A 21,182-nucleotide genomic window follows, 5' to 3' on the forward strand; every position below is an offset into this window, starting at 1 on the left:
TCGGCAGATGCCTGGTCGCTGCCGAGGCATGCGAACCGGCCCCGGTCGCCCGGGGCTGGTGATGGTGCTGCGAGGCTGTGACGCTGCCCGATCAGAGGTTGGCCGGCGGATGCCGCCCCGTGTCGAGTGGTGTGGGGGCGGAAGACAGGTCGCGACCTGGGGCAGCCGGAATGGACTCGAAGTCGGTGCCGGAGAGTCGGCTGCCGGCGCGCTCGTGAAGCCAGGTTTCCAGGATGCCCGGGTTTCCGGTGGTCACCATGAGTGCGATGAGGATCGTCTGGGCAACCTGGCCGGGTGTTCGGCGGTGTATGGGGTCGCCGATGTCCATGTCGGCGCTCTTGAGGCGACCGCTGAGGCCCTCGTCGTGGGGGCGGATCGGTTTGTGGACCCGTTCCCAGGTGGGGCTGAGGTAGTGGCTGTCCTGTCGGAACTTGGTGATCTTCAGGTCTCCGGTACGCTGACACCAGCCGCATAACCCGTGTCCGGGATCCGGGGTCAAGACCCACCGAAGATCTGCACCCCGCAGCCGGCAACCGCCGACCTTGGCCCGCCGTCGCCTTCCCACACCCAGCTCGTCAGCAGCCCGTACCGGCCCGCGGCAGCCGCTCTCTGGACCTTTTCCGACCGGCACCGTGCGGTAGTCAAACCCCCGCCTTTTCATGCTCTTCCATACCTGGCGTGGTGGTCTCGGGAAGTTCCCGGACGCGGAGCAACCCGGACGCGAGGACCCACAGCACGCTGAGCACGGCACCCGCCGTGCCGATCCACAGGGTCGGCCGCAGGCCGAGCGCGGCGCCCAGCGTGCCGGCCAGCACCGCACCGATCGGCCGAACTCCGAAGTTGGCTGTCTGGACCACGCCCATCACGCGGGAGCGCAGCGTGGGCGGGATGACGGCGATCAGATAGCTGTTGGCCGAGATGTCCAGGACCGCGACCCCGCAGCCGGCGCCGAGCTGCGAAGCGACCAGCGCCGCGATCACCAACGGCACCGGGCCCTCGGCCAGCGGCACCAGCAGCATAGGCAGGCTGAACCACAGGAAGCCCGTCACGACGGCCGGGCCGACGCCGATCCGCCGCACCACACGCGGCGCGGCGTACGCACCGGCCAGCCCACCGAGCCCGAACGCGGCGACCACCACGCCCAACACCCCGGCCGTCAGCCCCAGCTCGGTGGCCCCGTACAGCACGAACAGCGTCATCAGGAAGGTGTGGCACAGACTCAGCATGGACACCCCCGCCAGCAGCAGGCCCGGGGTGCGGTTCGCCGTCACCCACCGCAGCCCGGCCGTCAGCCCGCCCGTCTCACGGGGCGCGGGCGGCGCCTCCCGCGCCCTGATGCTTCCCAGGCACACCGCCGACACCAGATAGGTCATGGCGTCCACCAGCAGTGCGAACGGCGCCGACAGCGCCTGAACCAACGCCCCACCGGTGCTCGGCCCGGCGACCGCGGCCGCCGACCTGCTCCCGGAGAGCAGCGCGTTGCCGTCCACGTACCGCTCCGCGGCGACCACGGACGCGTACACGTGGTGATTGCAGACCCGGAACAAGACAGTGAGCGCCCCGACGACGAACTCCGTCACGAACAGGTGAGCCAGCGTCAGCGCCCCGCAGGCATAAGCCAGCGGTACGGAGGCGACCGCGGCGAACCGCCCGACATCCGCGACGATCATCGCCCTGCGCCGGTTGGTCTGCCGGTCCGCCCACGCCCCGCCGGGTATCGACAGCAGCAACGACGGCAGCAGCGCCACTGCCGTGAGCCACCCCATCTCGGCTGCCCCCGCGTCCAGCAACAGCACAGCAGCCAGCGGGATCGCCAGGATATTGATCTCGTCGCCGACCAGCGACACGCTCTGCGCGCTCCAGTACAGCCGGAAGCCCCGCTCCCGCAGCAGTCCCGCCCGGCGCGGCGCGTCACCGGCGTTCCCCCGACGACCGGCCGCTCTCATCCCCGGCTTGCTCATCGGGCGGCCCGGACGGTGATGCCAGACGCGCCGCAGGCGCTGGAGCCCGAGCCCGTACCGCGCTCCATCCTCCGCTCACGCGGCACGCCCCCGCCGCGGCCGTCAGACGGCAACAACACCGTGGACGGAACGCGGCACAACGCCGTCCCGCCCGCGTCGTTCGGGCCGAGCAGCCCATGCCCCTCACTCTGCGGGACGGCCACGCTCACCTCGTCCAGCGCGCACAGGCCCGGCCGGCCCGTGCGCGGACAGTGCCGGGTCAGCTCCCGGATCCCGATCGCGTTCCGGGTCACCGACCGGACCCGTGCGCGGCGACCGGCAGGGTCAACAGCATGATGTGGGAGACGGGCTCCTCCTCGGCCGGCCGCCAGTGGCCGACCTGGCGGTAGCCCCACGCGGCGTAGGCGGCGTGCGCCGGTGCCGCTTCCGCCTCGGGCCGCATCGCCAGCGTGACACGCTCCACGCCCAGGCCCTCCAGCAGATGGGCATGCAGCTCGGCCGCTATCCCCTGCCGCCGCCACTTGGCGCGGACCGCGAGTTCGACGATGCCCAGGGTGCGCTCACCCGTCTCAGCGGTGAACTCGGGCGTCGTCTCCTCGTCCATCGCCTTCCACCAACCGGTGTCGGGCGGCAGGGGGTAGCCGAAGGCGTAGCCGACCGGCAGGTCACCACAGCGTGCGACGACGAGGCGGGCGCGGGGAAGAAAGACCTCCTGCGCGAAGCGGTCCAGGAACTCGGCGATCTCCTTCGGGCCCTCGCAGTACGGCGGGTCGGCCCAGATCTCCTTGTACATCGGCAGCACGAGGTCGAGGTGCACGGCGCACTCCAGTCCCTCCCACCGCTCCACCGTGATCGGCGGACGTCCCATCCGTTCCCTCCCGTCTGCTGCCACCAGCCAAAGCCGACGTCGCCTACAAGCTGTCCTGGCCCACGGGAAGGGACCTGCGAGACCGTTCGCCAATGCTGACGCCACCCCTGATGCCGACGCCGGCAATCGAAATGGCCGGTCGGCGGACGGGCCTACGGCTTCCGATGCCCGGGGTGGTCTCCAGCCTGGCGAGGCAGCGAACAGACCCGCGGGTGCGGCTGCCTATGCCCGGCCCGCCCTTCGCAGTCGCAAGGCGGTGTACGGGCCTGCGGGTACCAAGACCCGGGTTTCCACCCTTCATCGTGGCGGTGTGGCGGACAGACCTGCGGCCACCGATGCCATGGCCGCCCTTCGCGGTGGCGGGGTAGCGGACAGGCACGCGGGTCCCGGCGCCCGGGGTGCCTTTGTAACGGCCGCCGACGCTCGGGCCGCCCTTCGCCGTGGCGGAACGGAGGACAGGCCTGCGGCCACCGATGCCAGAGCCGCCCTTCGCGGTGGCGAGGCAGCAGACAGACCGGCGGGAACCGACGCCCGGGGTGCCCTTCGCCGTGGCGGAGCGGGGGACAGCTCTGCGGCCACCGATGCCGGAGCCGCTCTTCGCCGTGGCGGGGCGGCAGAAAGCCCTGCGGCTACCGATACCCGGGCCGCCCTTCGCGGTGGCGAGGCAGCAGACAGACCGGCGGGAACCGACGCCCGGGGTGCCCTTCGCCGTGGCGGGGCGGGGAGCGGATGTGCCCGGGGCACAGGCGGGGGTCTCGGTGCCCGCCTCGGGGTCCATGAGCGCGATCATGCGTGCGGTCCTTTCGATGTCGAAGCGGGGGTTGTGGCACTGCTGCGAACAGAGGCAGCGGCTGTCCACCGTGCGAGAAGGATCCAGCGTCGAACCTTGCAGAAACCTAGAATCCGCTGGTGAGCATGGGTACTTGAACGCCGGGCAGCCGGACCAGGCCGGTTGCCGAACGCGGGAGCACGGGGGGCATGGCATGGAGTTCCGACTGCTTGGAGCCATCGAGGCGCATGCGAGTACGGGTCCGGTGGATCTCGGGACTGCCCGCCAGCAGACCGTGTTGGCGGCTCTGCTGATGGACGTCAACCGCACTGTGGCGACGGATCAGCTGGTGTACCGGGTGTGGGGTGAGGACCCGCCGCGGCGGGCCAAGGACACTCTGTACGGCTACCTCTCCCGGCTGCGCCGCGCGCTGCCGGGCCCAGGCGTGGACATCAGTCGCAGATCAGGTGGCTACACGGTTGGCACTGACGCACTGGCGGTGGACGTGCATCGCTTCCGCCATCTGCTCGCCGAGGCCCGCCGGGCGGCCGACGACTCGGATGCGGCGGCCACATTCCAGCGGGCGTTGGCGACGTGGCACGGAACGCCGTTCGCCACTGCGGACACCCCCTGGTTCAACGCCGCCCGCGACACTCTCCAGAAGGAGCAGCGGGCCGCCGAGCTGGAATGCACCGACCTGCGACTGCGGCTCGGTGAACACGCCGGGCTGCTCGCCGTGCTCGCCGAGCGCAGCGCCGCACATCCGCTGGACGAGCGGTTGGCCGCCCAGTACATGCTCGCCTTGTACCGCTGTGGCCGGCAGGCCGACGCCCTCGCGCACTACCGGCATCTCCGCGGCACGCTTGCCGAGGAACTCGGCATCGACCCGGAACAGGAGCTGCAGCGCCTGCATCAGGCCATCCTCAGCGGGGACGCGGAGCTGAGCACGCCGACGGCCCAGGTCTCCGTCCGGCGGCCGACCGGGGCGGCCTGGGCCGTGCAGTGCCAGCTTCCCCTGGCTGCGCCGGGTTTCACCGGGCGGGCCGAGCTCGTCCGTCGCCTTGAGGAGTTACTGGCTCCGCCGGCGGGGGCGCCCGTCGTCGTGTCCGGCTTGCCCGGGGTGGGCAAGACGGCGCTGGCAGTGCACCTCGGTCATCGGCTGCGGCCGGCCTTCCCCGACGGCCAGTGGTACGTACAGCTGCTGGGGACCGCCGACCGGCCACGCGATCCCTCCGAGGTGCTGTCCGGGCTGCTGCGCGCCTGCGGGCAGGACGCCGACACGATCCCGCAGACGCTGGAGGACCGCGCGGCCGCCTTCCGCAGCCGAGTGGCCGACCGGCGTGTCCTTCTGATCCTCGACGATGCCGCCGATGCTGAGCAGATACGACCGCTGCTGCCGGGCGGTGCCGGGGTTTCGGTACTGGTGACCAGCAGACGCGACCTGCGGGGCCTGACCGTCAGCCACGCTGCCCACACCGTGGCCCTGGAGGTACTCGAACTCCCCGAGGCGATCACACTCCTGACGGAAATCCTCGGCGAGCGGCGGGTCGGAGCGGAGCCGGAGGCCGCCGAGCGGCTGGCCGAGTTGTGCGCTCGCCTGCCGCTGGCGCTGCGGATCGCCGCCGCCAACCTGGCCGCCCGGCCGGGCCGCTCCCTCACCCGCTACGCCGAGGAGCTGGCCGACGGGAACCGGCTGGCCAAGCTCTCCATCGTCGGAGACCGCCAGGCCGCGGTCCGCACCGCCTTCGACCACTCCCACGCCGCGCTGGAGCCGGCCGCGGCCCGGTTGTTCGCCCTGCTCGGGCTGCATCCCGGACCGGACTTCACCGCCGAGGCAGCCGCGGCCCTGCCGGGCGTCGAGCCGACCGCCGCTGAGCGCCTTCTGGACCAGCTCGTTACCGCGGGGCTGGTGCAGCGCACCGCCTCAGACCGGTTCCAGTTCCACGACCTGCTGCGACTGTACGCCGCCGAGCACGCCGCGGCCGATCCGGGGCAGGCAGCAGCCTGGGAGCGGCTGTGCGCGTGGTACCTCGCGACAACCGACGCCGCCACCGCCTTCGACTACAGGGGCCGGGCCCAACTGCCCCGGCCGCGCGCCGAGTCCCACCGGTTCGCCGACCGGGACCAGGCTTCAGCCTGGCTGGATGAAGAGCGGGCCAACCTCATCGCCGTCATCCGCCGCGCCGCCGAGACGGGTCCGCGCCTGTTTGCCTGGCAACTGGCCGACCAGCTCCGCATGTACCTCTACCACCGGCGGCACCAGCCCGAATGGGAAGCGGCAGCCACCGCGGCGCTGCGGGCGGCGGAGCGGGACGGCGAGGCGCTGGCCCGGGCGTCGATGCAGCACAGCCTCGGCCTGCTACGGCTGTCCACCGGCGCGGTGCAGACCGCGCTGGACATCCTGCACGGTGCCTTGGACGGATACCGCAGCACCGGATTCGCCCCCGGCGAGGCAGCCGTCTTGAGCAACTTCGCACTCGTGCACGGTCAGCGGGGCCAGATGCGCCTGGCACGCCAGTGGCAGGAGCAGGGCGTCGGGATACTCCGCTGTCTCGACCGCGGCCTGCAGCTCAGCGGCGCGCTCAACACCCTCGCAGTCATCCACACGTTCCTCGGCGAGTTCGCCCCGGCCGTGGAGCGCACCACCGAGGCAATCGGGATCTGCCTCAGGGAAGAGGCGCCGCAGGCCCTGATCAGTCCGCTGATCAACCGGGCCCTCGCACACCACGGACTGGGCCGGTACGAGGAAGCCCTCGCCGACGGGACCGAGGCGCTGCGCCGCTGCCGGGACCACCATGACCGCCACGACGAGGCGAACGCCCACGTCATCGTGGCGATTACACACCGTGATACCGGGCGCGCCGACCTCGCCGCCGCCCACGCCGGGCAGGCGCTACAGGCGGCCCGCACGTCCGGCGAGCCGGTCAGCGAGATCGACGCCCTGATCGCGTCGGGCAGCGTGGACCACCTGCGCGGCAACCCGGCCCGCGCCGCCGCCCTGCTGGACGAGGCCCTGACGCTCGCCGAGCGCCACGACTTCCGCCAGCAGCACGCCGAGATACAGACCTGGCTGGCCCACGCCCGCCTCGCGATGGGCGACACCACCCGCGCCGCAGCCCACGCAGAGCATGCCCTCACCACCGCCCGTGCTCTGGAACTCCGCCCGATCGCCTGTCTGGCGCTGACGGCGCTCGCCGCCGTCTCGCGGGCCACTGGGGATCCCGCCGGGGCGGCCCGGCACGCCGCTGAGGCCGAGCGAGTCGCGCAGGAGACCAGCTACCGCCCGCCGCCCGCAACCAGCCTCAGCTGAGACTCGCCAACGGCAGCGAATCGGTACACCGAGGTGCGCGACGACTACCCGAACTGTGAGGATGAGACCGTGCTGCTCCGGGCGGTGTGCCAGGCACGCAGGGGCAGATGTGGTCGGCCGCGCAGACGCCCACGAGTTCTCACGGCCACCACCGGCGCGTTTCCCGGACGAGTCACTGCCCGAGGGAACAGGACGGTTGATTCCTGCCGCCCGTCCCATCCCCCACCCCGATGTGCTGGTCCAGCGTCGGCCCGTGGCCCGCGGGTGCCCTGTGCCTGCGAAGGTGATCCAGCAAGTCTCCCGGGCGGTGTCGAGGAGGTACCAGACGCGGCCGCCGCCGGTCACATCGATCTGCCACTGCTCGCAGGTCCGTCCGCGGTGGGTGCCATGCGCCAGGCCACCCTTGAGCCGGTGGTGCCGGGGTGTCCCGGTGACCGGCCTGGGGGCGGTGCGCATGGTGGTCCAGGCGCGGTAGGTGTTCTGGCGTGCCTGTTGGGCGAGGCCCTCCCAGCCCTTGGCCGAGGCCGCGTCCGCGAAGCGGACTTCCCAGGGGCCGTCCGGTGCCGGTGGCGCGGCGGGGTCGCCGCGGCTCGCGGTCATGCGACATCCCGCGGATCCGTTGCCGGGCCGTAGCCTTCGGCGTGAGCCCTGGTCAGCGCGGCCAGCAAATCGGGGTCGGAGCAGACCTCGGCGGTGTGCCGCCAGGCGGTGAGCAGCTGGGCGACGGACGCGCTGTTGCCGAGTGAGTCGGCGGCACGCATGGTGTCGACCAGCTCGACGGCGAAGGCGTGCAGACCGGGCTCGGGCAGGAAACGAACCCAGGGGAAGGCGTCCGGCGGTATGTCGAGGAGCAGTTCCATGCTGCCGGGCTCCCGGCGGGCCATCGCGGTCAGCATCCGGGTGGCTGCCGACACCACGGTCTGGTCCTGCTCGGCCCGCGCCGCGGTGGTGAGGACCAGATTCTCGCCGTCTCTGCGGTGCAGGAGCAGCCTCGGCGATTCCCGGAGCCGGGCGGGCGTCTGCTTGTTCCTGTTCACCGGCTCGGAGAAGTTCACGGCTGCGTTCTCGGTACTCGTGACTTTGAAATCACTTCGAAACTCGCCCTGGTGTCATCACCCGAAAGAGGGGCGTGGAGTGGTGGGCCTGTCGCGCACACCCCGTCTACGGCCGACCGTCGACGATCGGGTCCGTTCCTTTCGCCAGTGGAACTGGAGATCAGCGGGAGGGGCCTCGGCGTGCTTCGTTGCCCGGGGACGGCTGACGGGCTGTCCGGCGCGGCTGGTGTCGCCGGGTCAGCCGTCCCAGCCGTGCAGGGAAAGTCCGGGGCCGTTGCCGTCGAGATAGGCGCGCAGGGCGCGGGCGTTGGACGGCACGAGGTTGCCGGGAAGGGCGGCTGCATCGAACCAGCGGACCTGGGCGTGCTTCTCCGGCTCCCGGTTCTCCGGCTCGCCGGCCCACTCGTGGGCGGCGAAGACGACAGTGAGGAAGCCGTTGGGTGCGGTGGGCCGCTGGGAGCCGTGGACCAGATGGACGGCGCGCAGGGAATCGGGTCCGACGGTCAGACCGGTCTCCTCGCGCAGTTCGCGTACGGCGGTCTCGGTGACGGGCTCGCCCGGTTCGCTCTTGCCGGTGGGAAGGTCCCACCGGCCCGGGGCGAACGCGGACCGGGGGCCGCGCTGGAGCAGGAGGATCCGGTCGGTGGTTCTGTCATGGACGATGACAGCCGCTACCAGCAGAGTCATCGATTCGAGCGCGGGCATGAGCGCACCGGACCGGGCACCGTTCTGCGACTGGGGCACGAGGGTCCTTTCGTCGGTGGGCCAGGTGTCCTGGGTGCGGGTGCGGCTGCGGGTGCGGTGTCGGCTGGGGTCGGGGCCGGTCCGGGGCGGGCACTCCGGACGGCATTATTTACGGACCGGCACCCGGCAACGCGTCCTGAGCGATTCACGTATATGCCGGTCCGAAAATAACGCTTGAGTGTCCGGAGTACCCGCCCCTCCCCGTCCCCTCCCGCCGTCGCCCGTCTGCGGCCCGTGTCCGGTGGCTGCTCCGGGCCGAACCGCACACGTCTCCCTGGCCGCTCGTACCAGGGACCCCACTGGGTACCGATCCGCACCGGGCGGGGCAGCACGGCCACTCGCCTCCGGGGGCGGTCGGCTCAGGCTGAACGCGCTCGCTCGCGTGGGGCTGTGCCCGTGAATCTGTTGCGGGTGGGCAGGTCGTCCACGTGCACGGGGGAGCAGGCGCAGGGGTGGTGTACTCGGCAGCGGCGGGGAGGGGCGGGTATTCCGGACACCTGGGGTCCCCCATGCCGGAGGCAAGGGGAGTGATCTGCGGCCAATGGGCGGGCGGCAAAGCGTGATGCGGCAACGGCCGTGAATCATGCCGTCCGGAGTACCCGCCCCGGACTGGCACCGACCCACCTCGCACCCCGGCCCGTGCTGACCCCGGTGGCTGGTTGGGATGCGGTGGAGCACCGCACCGCTTGGCGGGCGGGTGCGGCTGCGGTGGAAGCAGACCGGCTCGGACACCGTCTTCCCCACCGGAGCCCTGTCCGACGGCACACTGCGCTTCGTCTGCATGGCCACGCTCCTCCCCCAGCCGGACCCTCCGGCGTTGCTGGTGCTCGACGAGCCGGAGCCGGATGCGCCGGCGGCTTGCCCCGCCTACAGCAAGGTGGTGGATGGCCCCGGTGCCCTGCGGGGTGCCTGGCTCGGACGGCTGGCCGCCAGTCCGTGACGAAGGGGGCGTGGCCGACCGGGACCTCGCTCACCTCCAGGTCGAAGAGCAGGGGCAGGCGGTGGGCGTTCGTCTCGATGAGCACCTGGTGGAAGTCGATGCCGACGGCCTCCTCCCAGTGCCGGACCGTCCGGGGCGGGGGAGGAGCTTCGCTCCGGGGTGCAGGGCGTGCCGTCTCACGCCCCAGACGTACCCGTCCAGGCCGTCGGCGGTCCGGTGGTCGGTGAGGCGGTCGTCCAGGGAGGTCCGCCAGGTCCCGGGCGGCACCGTCGTCCCGCACCGCGCCTCGACGCAGTGGCGGAAGAGGTACCGCAGGCAGGACGGTTCGACGCCGGTGGAGGGGGCGTGGTCGAAGATCTCGTCCAGGCGCTGCTGGAGTACCGCCGTGTCCGTGATGGCGTTCTACCGCACGGCGCGGACGCCCGTTAGCGTGGCCCCGCCGCACGGGCGCCCGGCAGGAGGCGTGCCGGGCGGGGTGAGGACGGCACGGGAAGCTCTCGTTCCCGCGGGTGTGCGCGGTGCGTGGTCCCGCGGCCGGAATCCGGAAGGGGCTCGCGGATGAGCCGGGTATCACGCAGGGCACTGCTCGCCGGGGCGGCGGGCGTGGGCGCGGGGGCCGCCGCGTCACCGGGGGCGGCGGCGGACGGCGCGGGAGGGCGGGGGGCGGTCCCCACGGTGACCGTCACGCCCGACGATCCCCGCTACCCCGATCTGGTGCGGGGCAGCAACCTGCGCTGGGTCGGCACGCCCGAGGCCGTGCGGGTGGTGGGCGGCACCGCGCAGGTGGTCGACGCCGTGCGCGAGGCGGTACGGAGCGGGCGGCGGCTAGCCGTGCGCAGCGGCGGGCACTGCTACGAGGACTTCGTCCACCACTCCGACGTCGAGCTCGTCGTCGACATGAGCGCCATGAACGCCGTGTACTACGACGAGGCGCACGGCGCGTTCGCCGTCGAGGCCGGGGCCACGCTCTTCGAGGCGTACCGGAAGCTGTACCAGGTGTGGGGCGTCACCGTTCCCGGTGGGGTGTGCCACTCGGTCGGCGCGGGAGGGCACTTCTGCGGCGGCGGGTACGGCATGCTGTCCCGGCGGGACGGGCTGACCGTGGACCACCTGTACGGCGTGGAGGTCGTCGTCGCCGACCGGCGCGGCGGGGCCCGGGCCGTGGTCGCCACCCGGGACGCCGCCGACCCGGACCTGCGCGACCTGTGGTGGGCCCACACCGGCGGCGGAGGCGGCAACTTCGGGATCGTCACCCGCTACCTGCTGCGCTCCCCGGGTACGGAAGGCGCCCCGCCGGAGCGGCAGTTGCCCGCCCCGCCCGCGCACGTCCTCCTGCACGGCCTGGCCTGGCCGTGGCGCGACATGACGGAGAAGTCCTTCGCCGCCCTGGTGCGCAACTACGGCAGGTGGCTGGCGCGCAACAGCGACCCCGACTCCCCGTACGCCGGCCTGGGCGCCAGCCTCAACCTGATGACGCGGGCCAGCGGCGAACTGTCCCTGTTCACCCAGCTGGACGCCACCCTGCCCGACGCCGAGCGGCTGCTCCGGCGCTTCCTGGACGCCGTCACCGAGGGGGTCGGCGCCCCGGCCCGGCCGATGAGCGCACCGGCCGGGGAACTGGCCGCGATGCCGCGGGCGTTCGCCCCGCTGGAACTGCCGTGGCTGTTCGCCACCCGCAACACCGGCGACTACGGCTGGACGACGTACGGCGACTACAAGTCGGCGTACCTGCGGCGGGAGTTCCCCGACGGGCACATCGCCGCCGCCTGGCGGCACCTGACCTCGGACGCGGCCGGCCCCGGCGATCTGCTCCAGGTCGCCGCGTACGGCGGCCGGGTCAACGCGGTCGGTCCGGACGCCACGGCCGCCGCGCAGCGCGACTCGGTGATGAAGCTCCAGTACCAGTGCTACTGGCAGGACCCGGCCGAGGAGGCCCGCCGGGTGGGGTGGATCCGCGAGTTCTACGCCGACGTGTACGGCGACAGCGGCGGCGTGCCCGTCCCCGGCGAGGTGCTGGACGGCTGCTACGTCAACTACCCGGACGCCGATCTGGGCGACCCGGAGTGGAACACCTCGGGCGTCCCCTGGCACGAGCTGTACTACAAGGGCGGGTACGCCCGCCTCCAGCGGACCAAGGCGCGCTGGGACCCGGCCGACGTCTTCCGGCACGCCCAGTCGGTGCGGCTGCCGGGGTGAGCCTCAGGGGCCGCCCGCGGCGGTGAGCACGTCCAGGGCGTCGCGCAGGCCGCGGGGGCGGACGGCACCGGTGAGGCGGGTGCCGCGCCAGCCGGGGCCGGCTGCCAGTACGGCGGGACGCAGCCGGGCGCCGCGCACACCCCAGGCGAGGGTGCGGATCCGGCGGACCAGGACGGCGTCCGCCGTCCGCCGGGTCTGCGACCACAGGACGACGGCGGCGGGGCCGGTGCGGCGTACGGCCTCCTCCAGTGCCCCGGGCGGCACCGCCGCGCCGAACATCCGCACCGGCAGGCCGCGCTCGTTCAGCGCGGCGGTCAGCACCTCCAGGGGGAGGGTGTGCGTCTCGCCGGGGGCGCAGGCCAGCAGCAGCGGGGGGCCGGGTGCGGGGGACGGCTCCGGCCCGGGGCGGGGGCGGGCGGTGACGCGGCGCAGCGCCGAGGAGACGTGCCAGGACAGCAGGTGCTCCACCTCGGCGTAGCGCTCGCCGGCGGCGCCGTCGGAGGTGTCGGCGGTGGTGTCGTTGGAGGCGGCCCACTTGCGGCCCGCCGCCCGCAGCGCGGGCGTGATCACCTCCTCCCAGGCGCCGACCACCCCGTGCTCGGCGATCGCCCGGTCCAGCAGCCGGTCCAGGGCGGGCGCGTCGAGGCGTACGGCGGCGCGGGCCAGGCCACGGCACTCCGGGCCGGCGCCGCTGCCCACGGGGAGGGTGTTGCCCCCGCCCGTGCGGGGCGGCGGGGCGGCGGGAAGCGGCTCGGGAGGTGGTTCGGGCGCGGGAGCGGGAGTGGGCGGGGAGCCGGGGGCGCGGGCCTGGCGGGCGGCCTCCGCCGGGGGCACTCCGGAGGCGGTCAGCCGGCACATGAGTTCCAGCACGGCGACGTCCCGCGGTGACCAGCGGCGGTGACGGCCGTCCGTGCGGCCGGTGGGGCCCAGCCCGTACCGCCGGTCCCAGGAGCGCAGGGTGGTGGACGAGACGCCCAGCCGCCGGGCGACGGCGCCGGTGCTCAGGCCCGCGGGGGAGGGGCCCGGGTGCTCTGCCATGGTGCCAGAGTAAACGATGCACAAACGATGCGAGTTGTTCTCCGCTGTCATGCCCGCCGACGGTGTCGGTACCGGGGTGCGCCATGCGCCCGGTGGGAGGAGCGAGAGATCATGACGCCCACAGCGGTACAGGAGAGGGCCCCCCACCGGACGGGCCCCGCCGCCCCTTGCGGCGCGGCCGGGTCCGAGGAGGAGCTGGCGCGGTCCCTGGTGCGGGGTGAGGAGCGGGCGCTGGCGGAGATGTTCCACCGCTGGGGGACGCTCGTGCACACGCTGGCCGCCCGCACCCTGGGCGACGCCCGGGAGGCGGAGGACGTGACGCAGCAGGTCTTCCTGGCCGCCTGGCGCGGCCGGGCCGGCTACCGGCCCGGCCGCGGCACACTGCCGGGCTGGCTGGTCGGCATCACCCGCCGGACGGTGGCCGACGCGCTGGCCGCGCGGGCCCGCCGCCGTGCGCTGGCCGAGCGGACGGAGGCGGTCGCCGGCGGCGGGCCCGCCGCGTCCGGGCCGCACCCCGACCAGATCGTGGAGCGCGTCCTGCTCGCCCATGCCCTGGCCGGGCTGCCGCCGGCCCAGCGCCAGGTGCTCTACCTGGCCTTCTACGAGGACCTGACGCACCAGCGGATAGCCGACCGGACCGGGATGCCGCTGGGCACGGTCAAGGCCCACGCCCGGCGGGGACTGCTGCGGCTGCGCCGGGAGCTGGACGCTCTCCGTCACCGGTGCTGAGCGGTGACGGAACGGCCTGTGAGCTGGCTCTTTGGGTACTTCATGACGAAATGTGGCGGGTCGTCGAGTATCGCCACATACTGACTCAGGTGCCCGCGAACGGGCCGTCCCGGGGGAGGGGCGTCGCCGCCGTACGGCGGCGGGCGGCGCGACGGCGGCCGGCCGGTGGAGCCGGTGGGCGCCCCGGTGGACAGCAGTTGAGAACCAGTGGTGCCGAGAAACCCGTCGTGTGGCGCATCCAGGAAGGGCGCTCGCACGGAAATGGGGGTGAGAGTCCCGCGGTTGAGCGGGGCTCGTACGAAGGGAGTTCGATGATGAACCCGCGCAGCAGGAACGTCGCCGCCACCGCCGCCGGTGTGTGCGCGCTGGCCCTCACCGCAGCCTTCCCCGCCTCGGCGGCAGCCGCCCCGACGCAGCAGGAGAAGGCCATGGTGTCGGTCTTCCACGCCATCCCCGGCCTGACCGTCGACGTCTACGCCAACGGGAACGAACTGCTTCCCGACTTCGAGCCCGGCACCCTCACCGAGCCGCAGTCCCTGGACCCGGGCACCTACGACATCGAGGTCTTCGCCGACGGCGAGGGACCCGACGGCGAGCCCGCCCTCCAGGAGAGCGTCGAGGTCCCGGCCGGGGCGAACGCCACGCTCGCCGCCCATCTGAGCGCGCAGGGCGACCCCATGCTCACCACCTTCGTCAACGAGACCTCCGGCATCCCGGCCGGCCAGGCACGTCTGACCGTCCGTCATGTGGCCGCGGCACCCGCCGTGGACGTCCGGGCGGGCGGCGACCCGGTCATCCAGGGGCTGGAGAACCCCAACGAGGAGTCGGTCGAGGTGCCCGCCGGGACGGTGAACGCCGACGTCGCGCTGGCCGGGACCGACGACGTCGTCCTCGGCCCCGCCGACCTGGAGCTCGCCGAGGGCGTGAACACCGTCGTCTACGCCTGGGGCAGCGCCGAGGAGGACACCCTGGCGCTGAAGACCCAGACGATCAGCGGCATGCACACCGCGCCCTCCGGCGTGGACGCCGGTGAGAGCGGCGCGCTGGCGCAGTCCAACGAGGCCGCCACCACCTGGCTCGGCTGGGGCGCCGCGGGCGCCGTCGCGGTCGCCGGCCTGCTGGTGGCGCGCCGCCGGTACGCACGGGACAACTGACGGCCGTGCGCACCTCCGGTACGGCGAGGGCCGCGCTCGCGGCCGTCGCGGCGGCGGTCCTGGGGATGCTCGGTTGGGCGCTGTGGCCCCCCGGGACCGCCGCACCAGAGGGATTCGGCGACCGGCCGCGGGCCCAGGCGCCCGCGGCCGGTCCGTCCGCCGGTCCCGCCGCCCGCACCCGGCCCGGGACGGCCGACCAGAAGGACTCCGGGGCCGCGGCCGAGCCGGTGCGGATACGGGTCCCCCGGGTGGGGCTGACGGCACGCGTCGGCCCGGTGGGGGTCGAGGAGGACGGCACGGTGGAGGTCCCCGCCGACGCCGGCTCGGCCGGCTGGTACCGCTACGGTCCGCCGCCCGGCGCCGACGCCGGCTCGGCCGTCCTCGTCGGGCACGTGGACGACCGCACCGGCGAACTGGGCGCCTTCGCCAAGCTGTACGGGGTCCGCTCGGGCGACGCCGTGACCGTAGCCCGCCGCGGCGCCCCCGCCGTACGGTACGAGGTGACCGCCCGGGAGACCGTGGCCAAGGACCGGCTCCCCGCCGAGGTGTTCCGGCGCACCGGGCAGCCGGTCCTGACCCTGGTCACCTGCGCGCCCCCCTACGACCGCGAACGCGGCGGCTACCAGCGCAATCTGGTGGTGTACGCCGTTCCGGCCCGGGACTGACCGCACGGCGGAGCACACGGGACAGCGCACGAGGCGGCGTACGAGGGAGGAGGGCGGCATGGACGGCTGCGACCGTACGCTCCTGGCCGCCCTCGCCCTCGGCGACGCCTCCCCCGCGGAGGCGCACACCGCCGGATGCCATCTGGGGCACTGCGCCGCCTGCCGCGCCGGACTGGCGGAGCTTCGGGAACTGGTGGCCACCGCCCGGGCCGCGTCGCCGGGCGGCGACCCGGTCCGGCCCCCCCCGGGCGGGTCTGGCAGGCCGTCGCCGACGCCGTCGCCGCGGAGGGCGGGGGCGGGGATGAGGGCGGCGTGCCGGACGGTACGCGGGACGGCCCCGCGGACGGTGCGGGGACCGGCCGCGAGCGGTGACCGGGCGGGAACGGGCAGGATTCAGGCCGGGATCAGGGTGAGGTAGGCCATCCCGAGCACACCCCGGTAGCGCATCCAGGCGGCGCGGTGGCCGTCCAGCCGCTCACGCACCGCCGCCGCCCCGGGATGGTCGCCGTGGGCGGCGAGCCACTCCTCGGCGTCGGCCTGGTAACCCGACTCGAACTCCTCCCACTCGTCCTCGTTCGCCGTCTCGGTCCACTCCGGCCGGAAACCGGCGGCGACGGCGGCGTCCACCAGCCCGGCCAGCTCCGGGTGGTCGGCGGCGGACGCCCCCGGCCACATCCCGGCCAGTTCGGCGGGGGTGGGGACGCGCTGCCAGAAACCCTCCCCGAACAGCACCCGGCCGCCGGGGGCGACCAGCCGGCGCAGCTCCCGCAGCGCGGCGGGGACGTGACCGGGCGGTTCGGCACCGGTCAGGGCGTGGCCGGAGCCCACGCACAGCACCACGTCGGCCGGACCGCGGGCGGTGCCCCGGGCGGACTCCTCGGCGAACTCCACCCGGTCCGCCAGCCCGCGGTCGGCCGCCGCGCGGCGGGCGCGGGCCAGGGCCGCCGCGTCGGTGTCGAGGCCGGTGGCCGTGGCCCGGGGCACGGCGGCCAGCAGCCGGAGCGTCAGCTCGCCCCAGCCGCAGCCGATGTCGAGGACGGTCAGGGGGGCGGTACGGGCGGCGCCGGCGCGGACGAGCCGCCGGACGATGCGGGCGGCGCGCTCCTCGGAGAGCGGGCCGTGGAAGGTGAGCCGGGTGAGGCGGGGCGGCAGGTCGTTCTCGGTCATCGCCCGGACGGTAACCCGGGAGACGGCGGGCGGTACACCGGTTATCCGGGCGGCCCGCCCCGGTACCGCCCGGCCGGCGCCGTACCCCCGTGTCAGTCCCGCGGCCCGTCGGCGGAGAGCCGCTCCAGCACCGTGACGAGCGTCCCGGCGTCGTCCGCGTCCAGCACGATGCCGAAGGTTTCGGCCAGGGCCCCGGGTGCCTCGTGCGGCTCCAGTTCCCGCACCCGGCGCGAGCCGTCCGCGCGGGTGGACACCAGGGTGGTGCCGTACAGCCGGTGGCGGACGTCCGGGCCGTTGCGCAGGGCGACCGGGCGGCCGGTGAAGGGGGAGTCGGGATGGGTGGAGACGTAGTGGTTGCCCACCTCCCAGTCGACGGGGTACTGCGGGACGGGGGCGAAGGAGTGCAGCTCGCGCCACTCCTCGCCCGGCCCGCCCGCCGGGCGCCGCTCGCGCAGCACCCACTCCCCGGTGCCGAGCCCCGAGGCGCGCCGCTCCAGGCGGAAGGCCCGGCCGCCGGTGGCGACCCCGGCGCCGTCGGCCAGCTCGACCGGCTCCAGCGGGCCGCTGCCGAAGCCGGCGTCGCAGAGCCACACCTGCCCGGTCCGGGCCGTCTCGGCGGTCGCCACCCGCAGGACGGCGTGGGTCGCGGCCTCGGGCCGGCCCTTCCCCATGTCCACCCGGGAGGACAGCGCGGTCACCCCGAAGCCCAGCCGCTCCAGGACCGCCGCGAAGAGCCGGGAGTGCTCGTAGCAGTACCCGCCGCGCGCCCGGCGCACCAGCTTGTCCTGGAGGGCGGGCACGCCGAGGAGGACCGGCCGGCCGAGCACGATCTCCAGGTTCTCGAAGGGGACGGCGGTGACGTGCGCGCGGTGCAGGGCCCGCAGGGTCGCCGGGGTGGGGGAGAGGTCCCCGGTGTGGCCGATCCGGGCCAGGTAGGCGTCCAGGTCCAGTGAGCCGTCGTCCCAGTGGCGGACCTCTCCGGCGCCGGCCCCGGCACGGACTCCGGCACGGGCCCCGGGACGGAATCCGGTACGGGGACGGATGCGGGTGCGGGTACGGGTGCGCTTCATCGTGGCTGCCCTCCCTGTGCGAGCCGGTGGCGGTACCGACGCTATGACCTCAAGTGGACTTGAGGTCAAGGCGGACGGGGCGCACGGGTGACGGGAGGAGCGGGGCGGGACGCTCAGCGCAGCGGCTTGGCGTAGCAGCGGCTGCTGTCGTGGCAGCGGTAGAGCCCGAACTTCTCGGTGAGGGTGTAGCCGCTCGACTCGTACAGGGCGATCGCCTCCGGCTGCATGATGCCGGTCTCCAGCACCATCCGGATCCGGTCCGCCTGCCGCGCGTCCTCCTCCAGCAGGGCCAGGACGCGGCGGGCCAGGCCCTGCCCGCGGGCCTCGCGGACCACGAACATGCGCTTGATCTCGGCGTCGCCGTCCCGGTAGCCCTCGCCGCCGGAGTCCCGGGCCCGCCAGGCGCCGGTGGCCACGGGACGGTCCGCCGCGTCGTACGCGATCAGGTACAGCCCGTTCGGCGGCCGGAACATCTCCGGGGCCAGCGGGGTGATGTCGCCCCCGTCGCCGTACCGCTCGGCGTACTCCTGCTGCACCATGTCGTTCAGCTTCACGGCGTCGGGGTGGTCGTAGGCGGCGGGCACGATGCGCATGACCGCATCGTAAGGTGCCCGGTGTGCTGACGATTTCGACGGTCAACGTGAACGGGCTGCGGGCCGCGGCGAAGAAGGGCTACGTCCCCTGGCTGGCCGCCACCGACGCGGACGTGGTGTGCCTGCAGGAGGTGCGCGCCGAGCCCGGCCAACTCCCGGACGAGGTGCGCGAGCCGGCCGGCTGGCACGCGCTGTACGCCCCCGCCGCCGCCAAGGGGCGCGCCGGTGTGGCGGTGCTCACCCGGCGTGCGCCGGAGCGGGTGCAGGTGGGCTTCGGGGTGACGGAGTTCACCGACTCCGGCCGCTATCTGGAGGTGGACCTGCCCGGGGTGACCGTCGCAAGCCTCTACCTGCCCTCGGGCGAGGTCGGCACCGAGCGGCAGGCGGAGAAGGAGCGCTTCATGGCGGCCTTCCTGCCGTACCTGGTCACCCTGCGCGAACGCGCGGCCGCCGCGGGCCGGGAGGTCGTCGTCTGCGGCGACTGGAACATCGCCCACCGGGAGGCGGACCTGAAGAACTGGCGGGCCAACCGGAAGAACTCCGGCTTCCTGCCCGAGGAGCGCACCTGGCTCGGCCGGGTCCTCGACGAGGGGGGTTACGCGGACGTCGTGCGCCGCCTCCACCCGGACCAGGACGGGCCGTACACCTGGTGGTCCTACCGGGGCCGGGCCTTCGACAACGACGCGGGCTGGCGCATCGACCACCAGCTCGCGACGGAGGGCCTGGCGGAGCGGGCGGTGAAGGCGGTCGTGGAGCGGGCGGCCGACCACGCGGGCCGGTGGAGCGACCACGCGCCGGTGACGGTCGTCTACGGTCCCTGACCGGAGTCCCGGTCCCGGTCCCTGTCGCGGGGCAGCAGGCAGGTGGTCAGCCGGCGGGCCTCGGCCAGCAGCGGACCGAACACCGCCAGCCCCTCGGGGACGTCGGCGACATGCCGGGGCAGCTCGGCGTGGAGCCGTTCCTGGACGGCGCGGACCTCGGCGACGGCCTCGCGCAGCTCCTCGCGGGCCCCGCCGGGGTCGTCGCCGGTGACGGTGCGCCCGTAGGCGCCCAGCGCGGTGTCGACCTGCCGCAGGAAGTCGGCGTACGGGCGGGTGACGCCGTGGCCGGGGCGGAGGCCGTCGTCGGTCTCCTCGGCGGACTCCAGGAGGGTGCGGGTCAGACTGACGAGCCGGTCGGCGATCTCCTCCAGGGTGTCCAGGGTCTCCTCGTACGCCGCCGCCAGCGCCGCCGCCTCGGTGCGGCGGCGGCGCTCGGGATTGAGCCGCAGGCTCTCCTGGCTCCAGCCGATCGCGGAGTGCACGCCGCGGATCAGCCGGGGAAGGCGGCGGGCCCGTTCGTGCCAGCCGCGGACGCGGGCCCGCTCCCAGGGCTCGTCCAGGCCGTCGGCGAGGTCCGTGACGATCTCCCGCGCCTCGCGGAGCACGTCGTCCACCGCCTCGCGGGTGCTGCGCAGGTAGACGGGCGGCATGACCAGCGCGTTGACGCCGATGCCGACGGCCGTTCCCAGCAGCGTCGCCAGGATGCGGGAGACGGCGGAGTCGAAGTCCGCCTGGCCCGGGATCAGGGTGAACAGGGCGGCGGTGGAGGTGTAGATGCCCTGGTCGCCGAAGCGCGGCCAGTTGGCCAGCAGGGTGGTGACGGGCAGGACGACGACCAGCGCCGCCATGGGATGGCCCAGGGGGATGACCAGGGCGGCGGCCAGCACGGTGCCCACGGTGATCGCCAGCGTCTGGTGGAGGCCCTGCCGCACCGAGCGGTAGACGGTGGCCTGCACCAGCACCACGGCCACCCAGGGTGCCATCAGGGCGAAGGCGTCGGGCAGCAGCCAGGCCGCCGCGAACCAGGCGAGCAGGGCGGCGAGCGCGGCCTTGAGGGACTGGACGACCATGTCGCGCTCCCGGCCCGGCCCCTGCCGGGCGCGGCGCGCGGCGCGGGCGGCCCAGGAGACCTCCGCCCGTACGGCGCGGAGCGCGGCGGCGGCCCGGGCGCGCGGCGCCGGGGAGTGTGTGTGCACCATGCAGACACCGGTGCCACGAGGGCGGCGGGTCATGCGGGGCGGTTCCCGGGCGCCGGTCAGGCTCCGTCGTCCGGTGCGGCGCCGGTCCCGGCGTCCGGCGCGGTGCCGGCCCCGTCCCCCGGCCGCGACCAGCTCTCCAGTTCGGCGCGGATCCGGCGGTCCACGGCCAGGGCCACCTCGGCGTCGACGACCTGCTTGGACAGCGGGCGCAGCCGGTCCATGACCTCGGTGAGCCGCTCCGGACCGGCGCCGGACGGCCGGTGGAGGTCCGCGAGCAGATGGTCCCTGACCAGTTCGGTGAACAGGCCGGCGACGGCGTCGGCGTGCTCGCGGACCACGCGCCCCGCCTCCAGCACCGCCGCCAGTGGTATGCCCTCGCGCACCAGCGCGGTGGAGGCGTCGAGCAGCCGGCGGCTGACGTGGACCACCTCGTCGCCGTCGACGGCCAGATAGCCCAGCCGCAGGGCGGTGGCGAGGTTCTCGGGGGTCACCTCGCCGGGGAAGTGGGCGGCCAGCTCCTCGGGGGTGAGCCGGACGGGGGTCTCCTCCGACCAGGGCGGGACGAGGGCGCCGTCCAGGCCGAGCAGTTCGGCGGCCCGCCCGGAGTCCCGGCCCTTCTCGAAGGCGTCGATCAGATCGGCGATGCCGCCGAGGGTGTGGCCGCGCGCCAGCAGTTCGGAGATCGTCCGCAACCGGGCGAGGTGGTGCTCGTCGTACCAGGCGATCCGGCCCTCACGGCGCGGCGGCGGAAGGAGCCCGCGCTCGCGGTAGAACCGCAGGGTGCGCACGGTGATGCCCGCCGCCTCGGCGAGCTCGGCCGTGCGGTACTCCGCCCGTCCGGCCCCGCCGGCCGCGCCGTTCCCCGTCCGTTCCGTCGTGTCCGCCACATCCGGAAGCCTATGC

The 21,182-nt window shown here is 74.2% G+C and carries 18 protein-coding genes and 1 pseudogene; 7 read left to right on the forward strand and 12 right to left on the reverse strand.

Going from position 1 to position 21,182, the window contains the following annotated elements; translation table 11 throughout:
• Positions 1–91: 91 nt before the first annotated feature.
• The 3 genes from V1L54_RS03295 to V1L54_RS03305 form a co-directional block, all read right to left on the reverse strand.
• Complete coding sequence (locus V1L54_RS03295) at positions 92–328, reverse strand: hypothetical protein (protein WP_330116299.1); 237 nt, start codon at positions 326–328, stop codon at positions 92–94.
• Between the two features lie 313 nt (positions 329–641).
• Entirely contained in the window at positions 642–1,946 is a 1,305-nt protein-coding gene (locus V1L54_RS03300; RefSeq protein WP_330116300.1) for an MFS transporter, read from the reverse strand.
• 304 nt (positions 1,947–2,250) lie between these two features.
• On the reverse strand, positions 2,251–2,829 hold the full coding sequence (locus V1L54_RS03305; RefSeq protein ID WP_330116301.1) for a GNAT family N-acetyltransferase: 579 nt from the start codon (positions 2,827–2,829) through the stop codon (positions 2,251–2,253).
• Between the two features lie 1,034 nt (positions 2,830–3,863).
• On the opposite strand from V1L54_RS03305, the gene V1L54_RS03310 reads away from it, so the two are divergent.
• Complete coding sequence (locus tag V1L54_RS03310; RefSeq protein ID WP_330116302.1) at positions 3,864–6,908, forward strand: AfsR/SARP family transcriptional regulator; 3,045 nt, start codon at positions 3,864–3,866, stop codon at positions 6,906–6,908.
• Between the two features lie 596 nt (positions 6,909–7,504).
• Here the strand turns inward: V1L54_RS03310 and V1L54_RS03315 are convergent.
• Both V1L54_RS03315 and V1L54_RS03320 read right to left on the reverse strand, forming a co-directional pair.
• A complete protein-coding gene (locus tag V1L54_RS03315; protein ID WP_330116303.1) occupies positions 7,505–7,963 on the reverse strand; it encodes a hypothetical protein in 459 nt (152 codons plus the stop codon).
• Between the two features lie 237 nt (positions 7,964–8,200).
• The gene (locus tag V1L54_RS03320; RefSeq protein WP_330116304.1) at positions 8,201–8,668 is read right to left on the reverse strand and encodes an NUDIX domain-containing protein; all 468 of its coding nucleotides are present in this window, start codon (positions 8,666–8,668) and stop codon (positions 8,201–8,203) included.
• Positions 8,669–9,371: 703 nt separating this feature from the next.
• Here V1L54_RS03320 and V1L54_RS03325 point away from each other — a divergent pair.
• Complete coding sequence (locus tag V1L54_RS03325; protein ID WP_330116305.1) at positions 9,372–9,647, forward strand: AAA family ATPase; 276 nt, start codon at positions 9,372–9,374, stop codon at positions 9,645–9,647.
• Here the strand turns inward: V1L54_RS03325 and V1L54_RS29405 are convergent.
• A pseudogene (locus V1L54_RS29405) lies at positions 9,640–10,043 on the reverse strand (YxiG-like protein); the annotation flags it as partial. The gene V1L54_RS03325 and the pseudogene V1L54_RS29405 overlap by 8 nt on opposite strands.
• Before the next feature lie 162 nt (positions 10,044–10,205).
• On the opposite strand from V1L54_RS29405, the gene V1L54_RS03330 reads away from it, so the two are divergent.
• Positions 10,206–11,843 carry an FAD-binding oxidoreductase gene (locus V1L54_RS03330; protein ID WP_330116306.1) on the forward strand — a complete coding sequence of 546 codons (1,638 nt, stop codon included), beginning with the start codon at positions 10,206–10,208 and terminating at the stop codon, positions 11,841–11,843.
• Positions 11,844–11,846: 3 nt separating this feature from the next.
• Here the strand turns inward: V1L54_RS03330 and V1L54_RS03335 are convergent, their stop codons facing one another.
• Positions 11,847–12,881 (reverse strand): MerR family transcriptional regulator, encoded by a 1,035-nt coding sequence (locus V1L54_RS03335; protein WP_330116307.1) that lies wholly within the window; start codon positions 12,879–12,881, stop codon positions 11,847–11,849.
• Positions 12,882–12,992: 111 nt separating this feature from the next.
• Between V1L54_RS03335 and V1L54_RS03340 the strand changes: the two genes are divergently transcribed.
• From V1L54_RS03340 to V1L54_RS03350, 3 genes are all read left to right on the forward strand, one after another.
• Positions 12,993–13,610 carry a sigma-70 family RNA polymerase sigma factor gene (locus tag V1L54_RS03340; protein WP_330116308.1) on the forward strand — a complete coding sequence of 206 codons (618 nt, stop codon included), beginning with the start codon at positions 12,993–12,995 and terminating at the stop codon, positions 13,608–13,610.
• A gap of 311 nt (positions 13,611–13,921) precedes the next feature.
• A complete protein-coding gene (locus V1L54_RS03345) occupies positions 13,922–14,764 on the forward strand; it encodes a DUF4397 domain-containing protein (RefSeq protein WP_330116309.1) in 843 nt (280 codons plus the stop codon).
• Positions 14,765–14,769: 5 nt separating this feature from the next.
• The gene (locus V1L54_RS03350) at positions 14,770–15,429 is read left to right on the forward strand and encodes a class F sortase (RefSeq protein WP_330116310.1); all 660 of its coding nucleotides are present in this window, start codon (positions 14,770–14,772) and stop codon (positions 15,427–15,429) included.
• A gap of 393 nt (positions 15,430–15,822) precedes the next feature.
• On the opposite strand, the gene V1L54_RS03355 is transcribed toward V1L54_RS03350, so the two are convergent.
• From V1L54_RS03355 to V1L54_RS03365, 3 genes are all read right to left on the reverse strand, one after another.
• The gene (locus V1L54_RS03355; protein WP_330116311.1) at positions 15,823–16,596 is read right to left on the reverse strand and encodes an SAM-dependent methyltransferase; all 774 of its coding nucleotides are present in this window, start codon (positions 16,594–16,596) and stop codon (positions 15,823–15,825) included.
• Between the two features lie 92 nt (positions 16,597–16,688).
• The gene (locus V1L54_RS03360; protein ID WP_330116312.1) at positions 16,689–17,666 is read right to left on the reverse strand and encodes an arylamine N-acetyltransferase family protein; all 978 of its coding nucleotides are present in this window, start codon (positions 17,664–17,666) and stop codon (positions 16,689–16,691) included.
• A 113-nt stretch (positions 17,667–17,779) separates the two neighbouring features.
• Positions 17,780–18,259 carry a GNAT family N-acetyltransferase gene (locus V1L54_RS03365; RefSeq protein ID WP_330116313.1) on the reverse strand — a complete coding sequence of 160 codons (480 nt, stop codon included), beginning with the start codon at positions 18,257–18,259 and terminating at the stop codon, positions 17,780–17,782.
• Between the two features lie 23 nt (positions 18,260–18,282).
• Between V1L54_RS03365 and V1L54_RS03370 the strand changes: the two genes are divergently transcribed.
• The gene (locus V1L54_RS03370; protein WP_330116314.1) at positions 18,283–19,080 is read left to right on the forward strand and encodes an exodeoxyribonuclease III; all 798 of its coding nucleotides are present in this window, start codon (positions 18,283–18,285) and stop codon (positions 19,078–19,080) included.
• On the opposite strand, the gene V1L54_RS03375 is transcribed toward V1L54_RS03370, so the two are convergent.
• Together V1L54_RS03375 and V1L54_RS03380 are read right to left on the reverse strand one after the other, a co-directional pair.
• A complete protein-coding gene (locus V1L54_RS03375; RefSeq protein WP_330116315.1) occupies positions 19,068–20,279 on the reverse strand; it encodes an FUSC family protein in 1,212 nt (403 codons plus the stop codon). The two genes, V1L54_RS03370 and V1L54_RS03375, sit on opposite strands and share 13 nt — an antisense overlap.
• A gap of 56 nt (positions 20,280–20,335) precedes the next feature.
• Entirely contained in the window at positions 20,336–21,166 is an 831-nt protein-coding gene (locus tag V1L54_RS03380) for a MerR family transcriptional regulator (RefSeq protein WP_330116316.1), read from the reverse strand.
• Positions 21,167–21,182 lie beyond the last annotated feature (16 nt).

Origin of the sequence: Streptomyces rubellus, assembly GCF_036323805.1 — a bacterium.
Classification (GTDB): domain Bacteria; phylum Actinomycetota; class Actinomycetes; order Streptomycetales; family Streptomycetaceae; genus Streptomyces.

Bases quoted from the DNA above. Each gene is read 5' to 3' on its own strand.
- V1L54_RS03295 (WP_330116299.1), bottom strand. From the start codon at position 328: ATGGACATCGGCGACCCCATACACCGCCGAACACCCGGCCAGGTTGCC.
- V1L54_RS03300 (WP_330116300.1), bottom strand. From the start codon at position 1,946: ATGAGAGCGGCCGGTCGTCGGGGGAACGCCGGTGACGCGCCGCGCCGG.
- V1L54_RS03305 (WP_330116301.1), bottom strand. From the start codon at position 2,829: ATGGGACGTCCGCCGATCACGGTGGAGCGGTGGGAGGGACTGGAGTGC.
- V1L54_RS03320 (WP_330116304.1), bottom strand. From the start codon at position 8,668: ATGCCCGCGCTCGAATCGATGACTCTGCTGGTAGCGGCTGTCATCGTC.
- V1L54_RS03325 (WP_330116305.1), top strand. From the start codon at position 9,372: ATGCGGTGGAGCACCGCACCGCTTGGCGGGCGGGTGCGGCTGCGGTGG.
- V1L54_RS03330 (WP_330116306.1), top strand. From the start codon at position 10,206: ATGAGCCGGGTATCACGCAGGGCACTGCTCGCCGGGGCGGCGGGCGTG.
- V1L54_RS03335 (WP_330116307.1), bottom strand. From the start codon at position 12,881: ATGGCAGAGCACCCGGGCCCCTCCCCCGCGGGCCTGAGCACCGGCGCC.
- V1L54_RS03340 (WP_330116308.1), top strand. From the start codon at position 12,993: ATGACGCCCACAGCGGTACAGGAGAGGGCCCCCCACCGGACGGGCCCC.
- V1L54_RS03345 (WP_330116309.1), top strand. From the start codon at position 13,922: ATGATGAACCCGCGCAGCAGGAACGTCGCCGCCACCGCCGCCGGTGTG.
- V1L54_RS03355 (WP_330116311.1), bottom strand. From the start codon at position 16,596: ATGACCGAGAACGACCTGCCGCCCCGCCTCACCCGGCTCACCTTCCAC.
- V1L54_RS03360 (WP_330116312.1), bottom strand. From the start codon at position 17,666: ATGAAGCGCACCCGTACCCGCACCCGCATCCGTCCCCGTACCGGATTC.
- V1L54_RS03365 (WP_330116313.1), bottom strand. From the start codon at position 18,259: ATGCGCATCGTGCCCGCCGCCTACGACCACCCCGACGCCGTGAAGCTG.
- V1L54_RS03375 (WP_330116315.1), bottom strand. From the start codon at position 20,279: ATGGTGCACACACACTCCCCGGCGCCGCGCGCCCGGGCCGCCGCCGCG.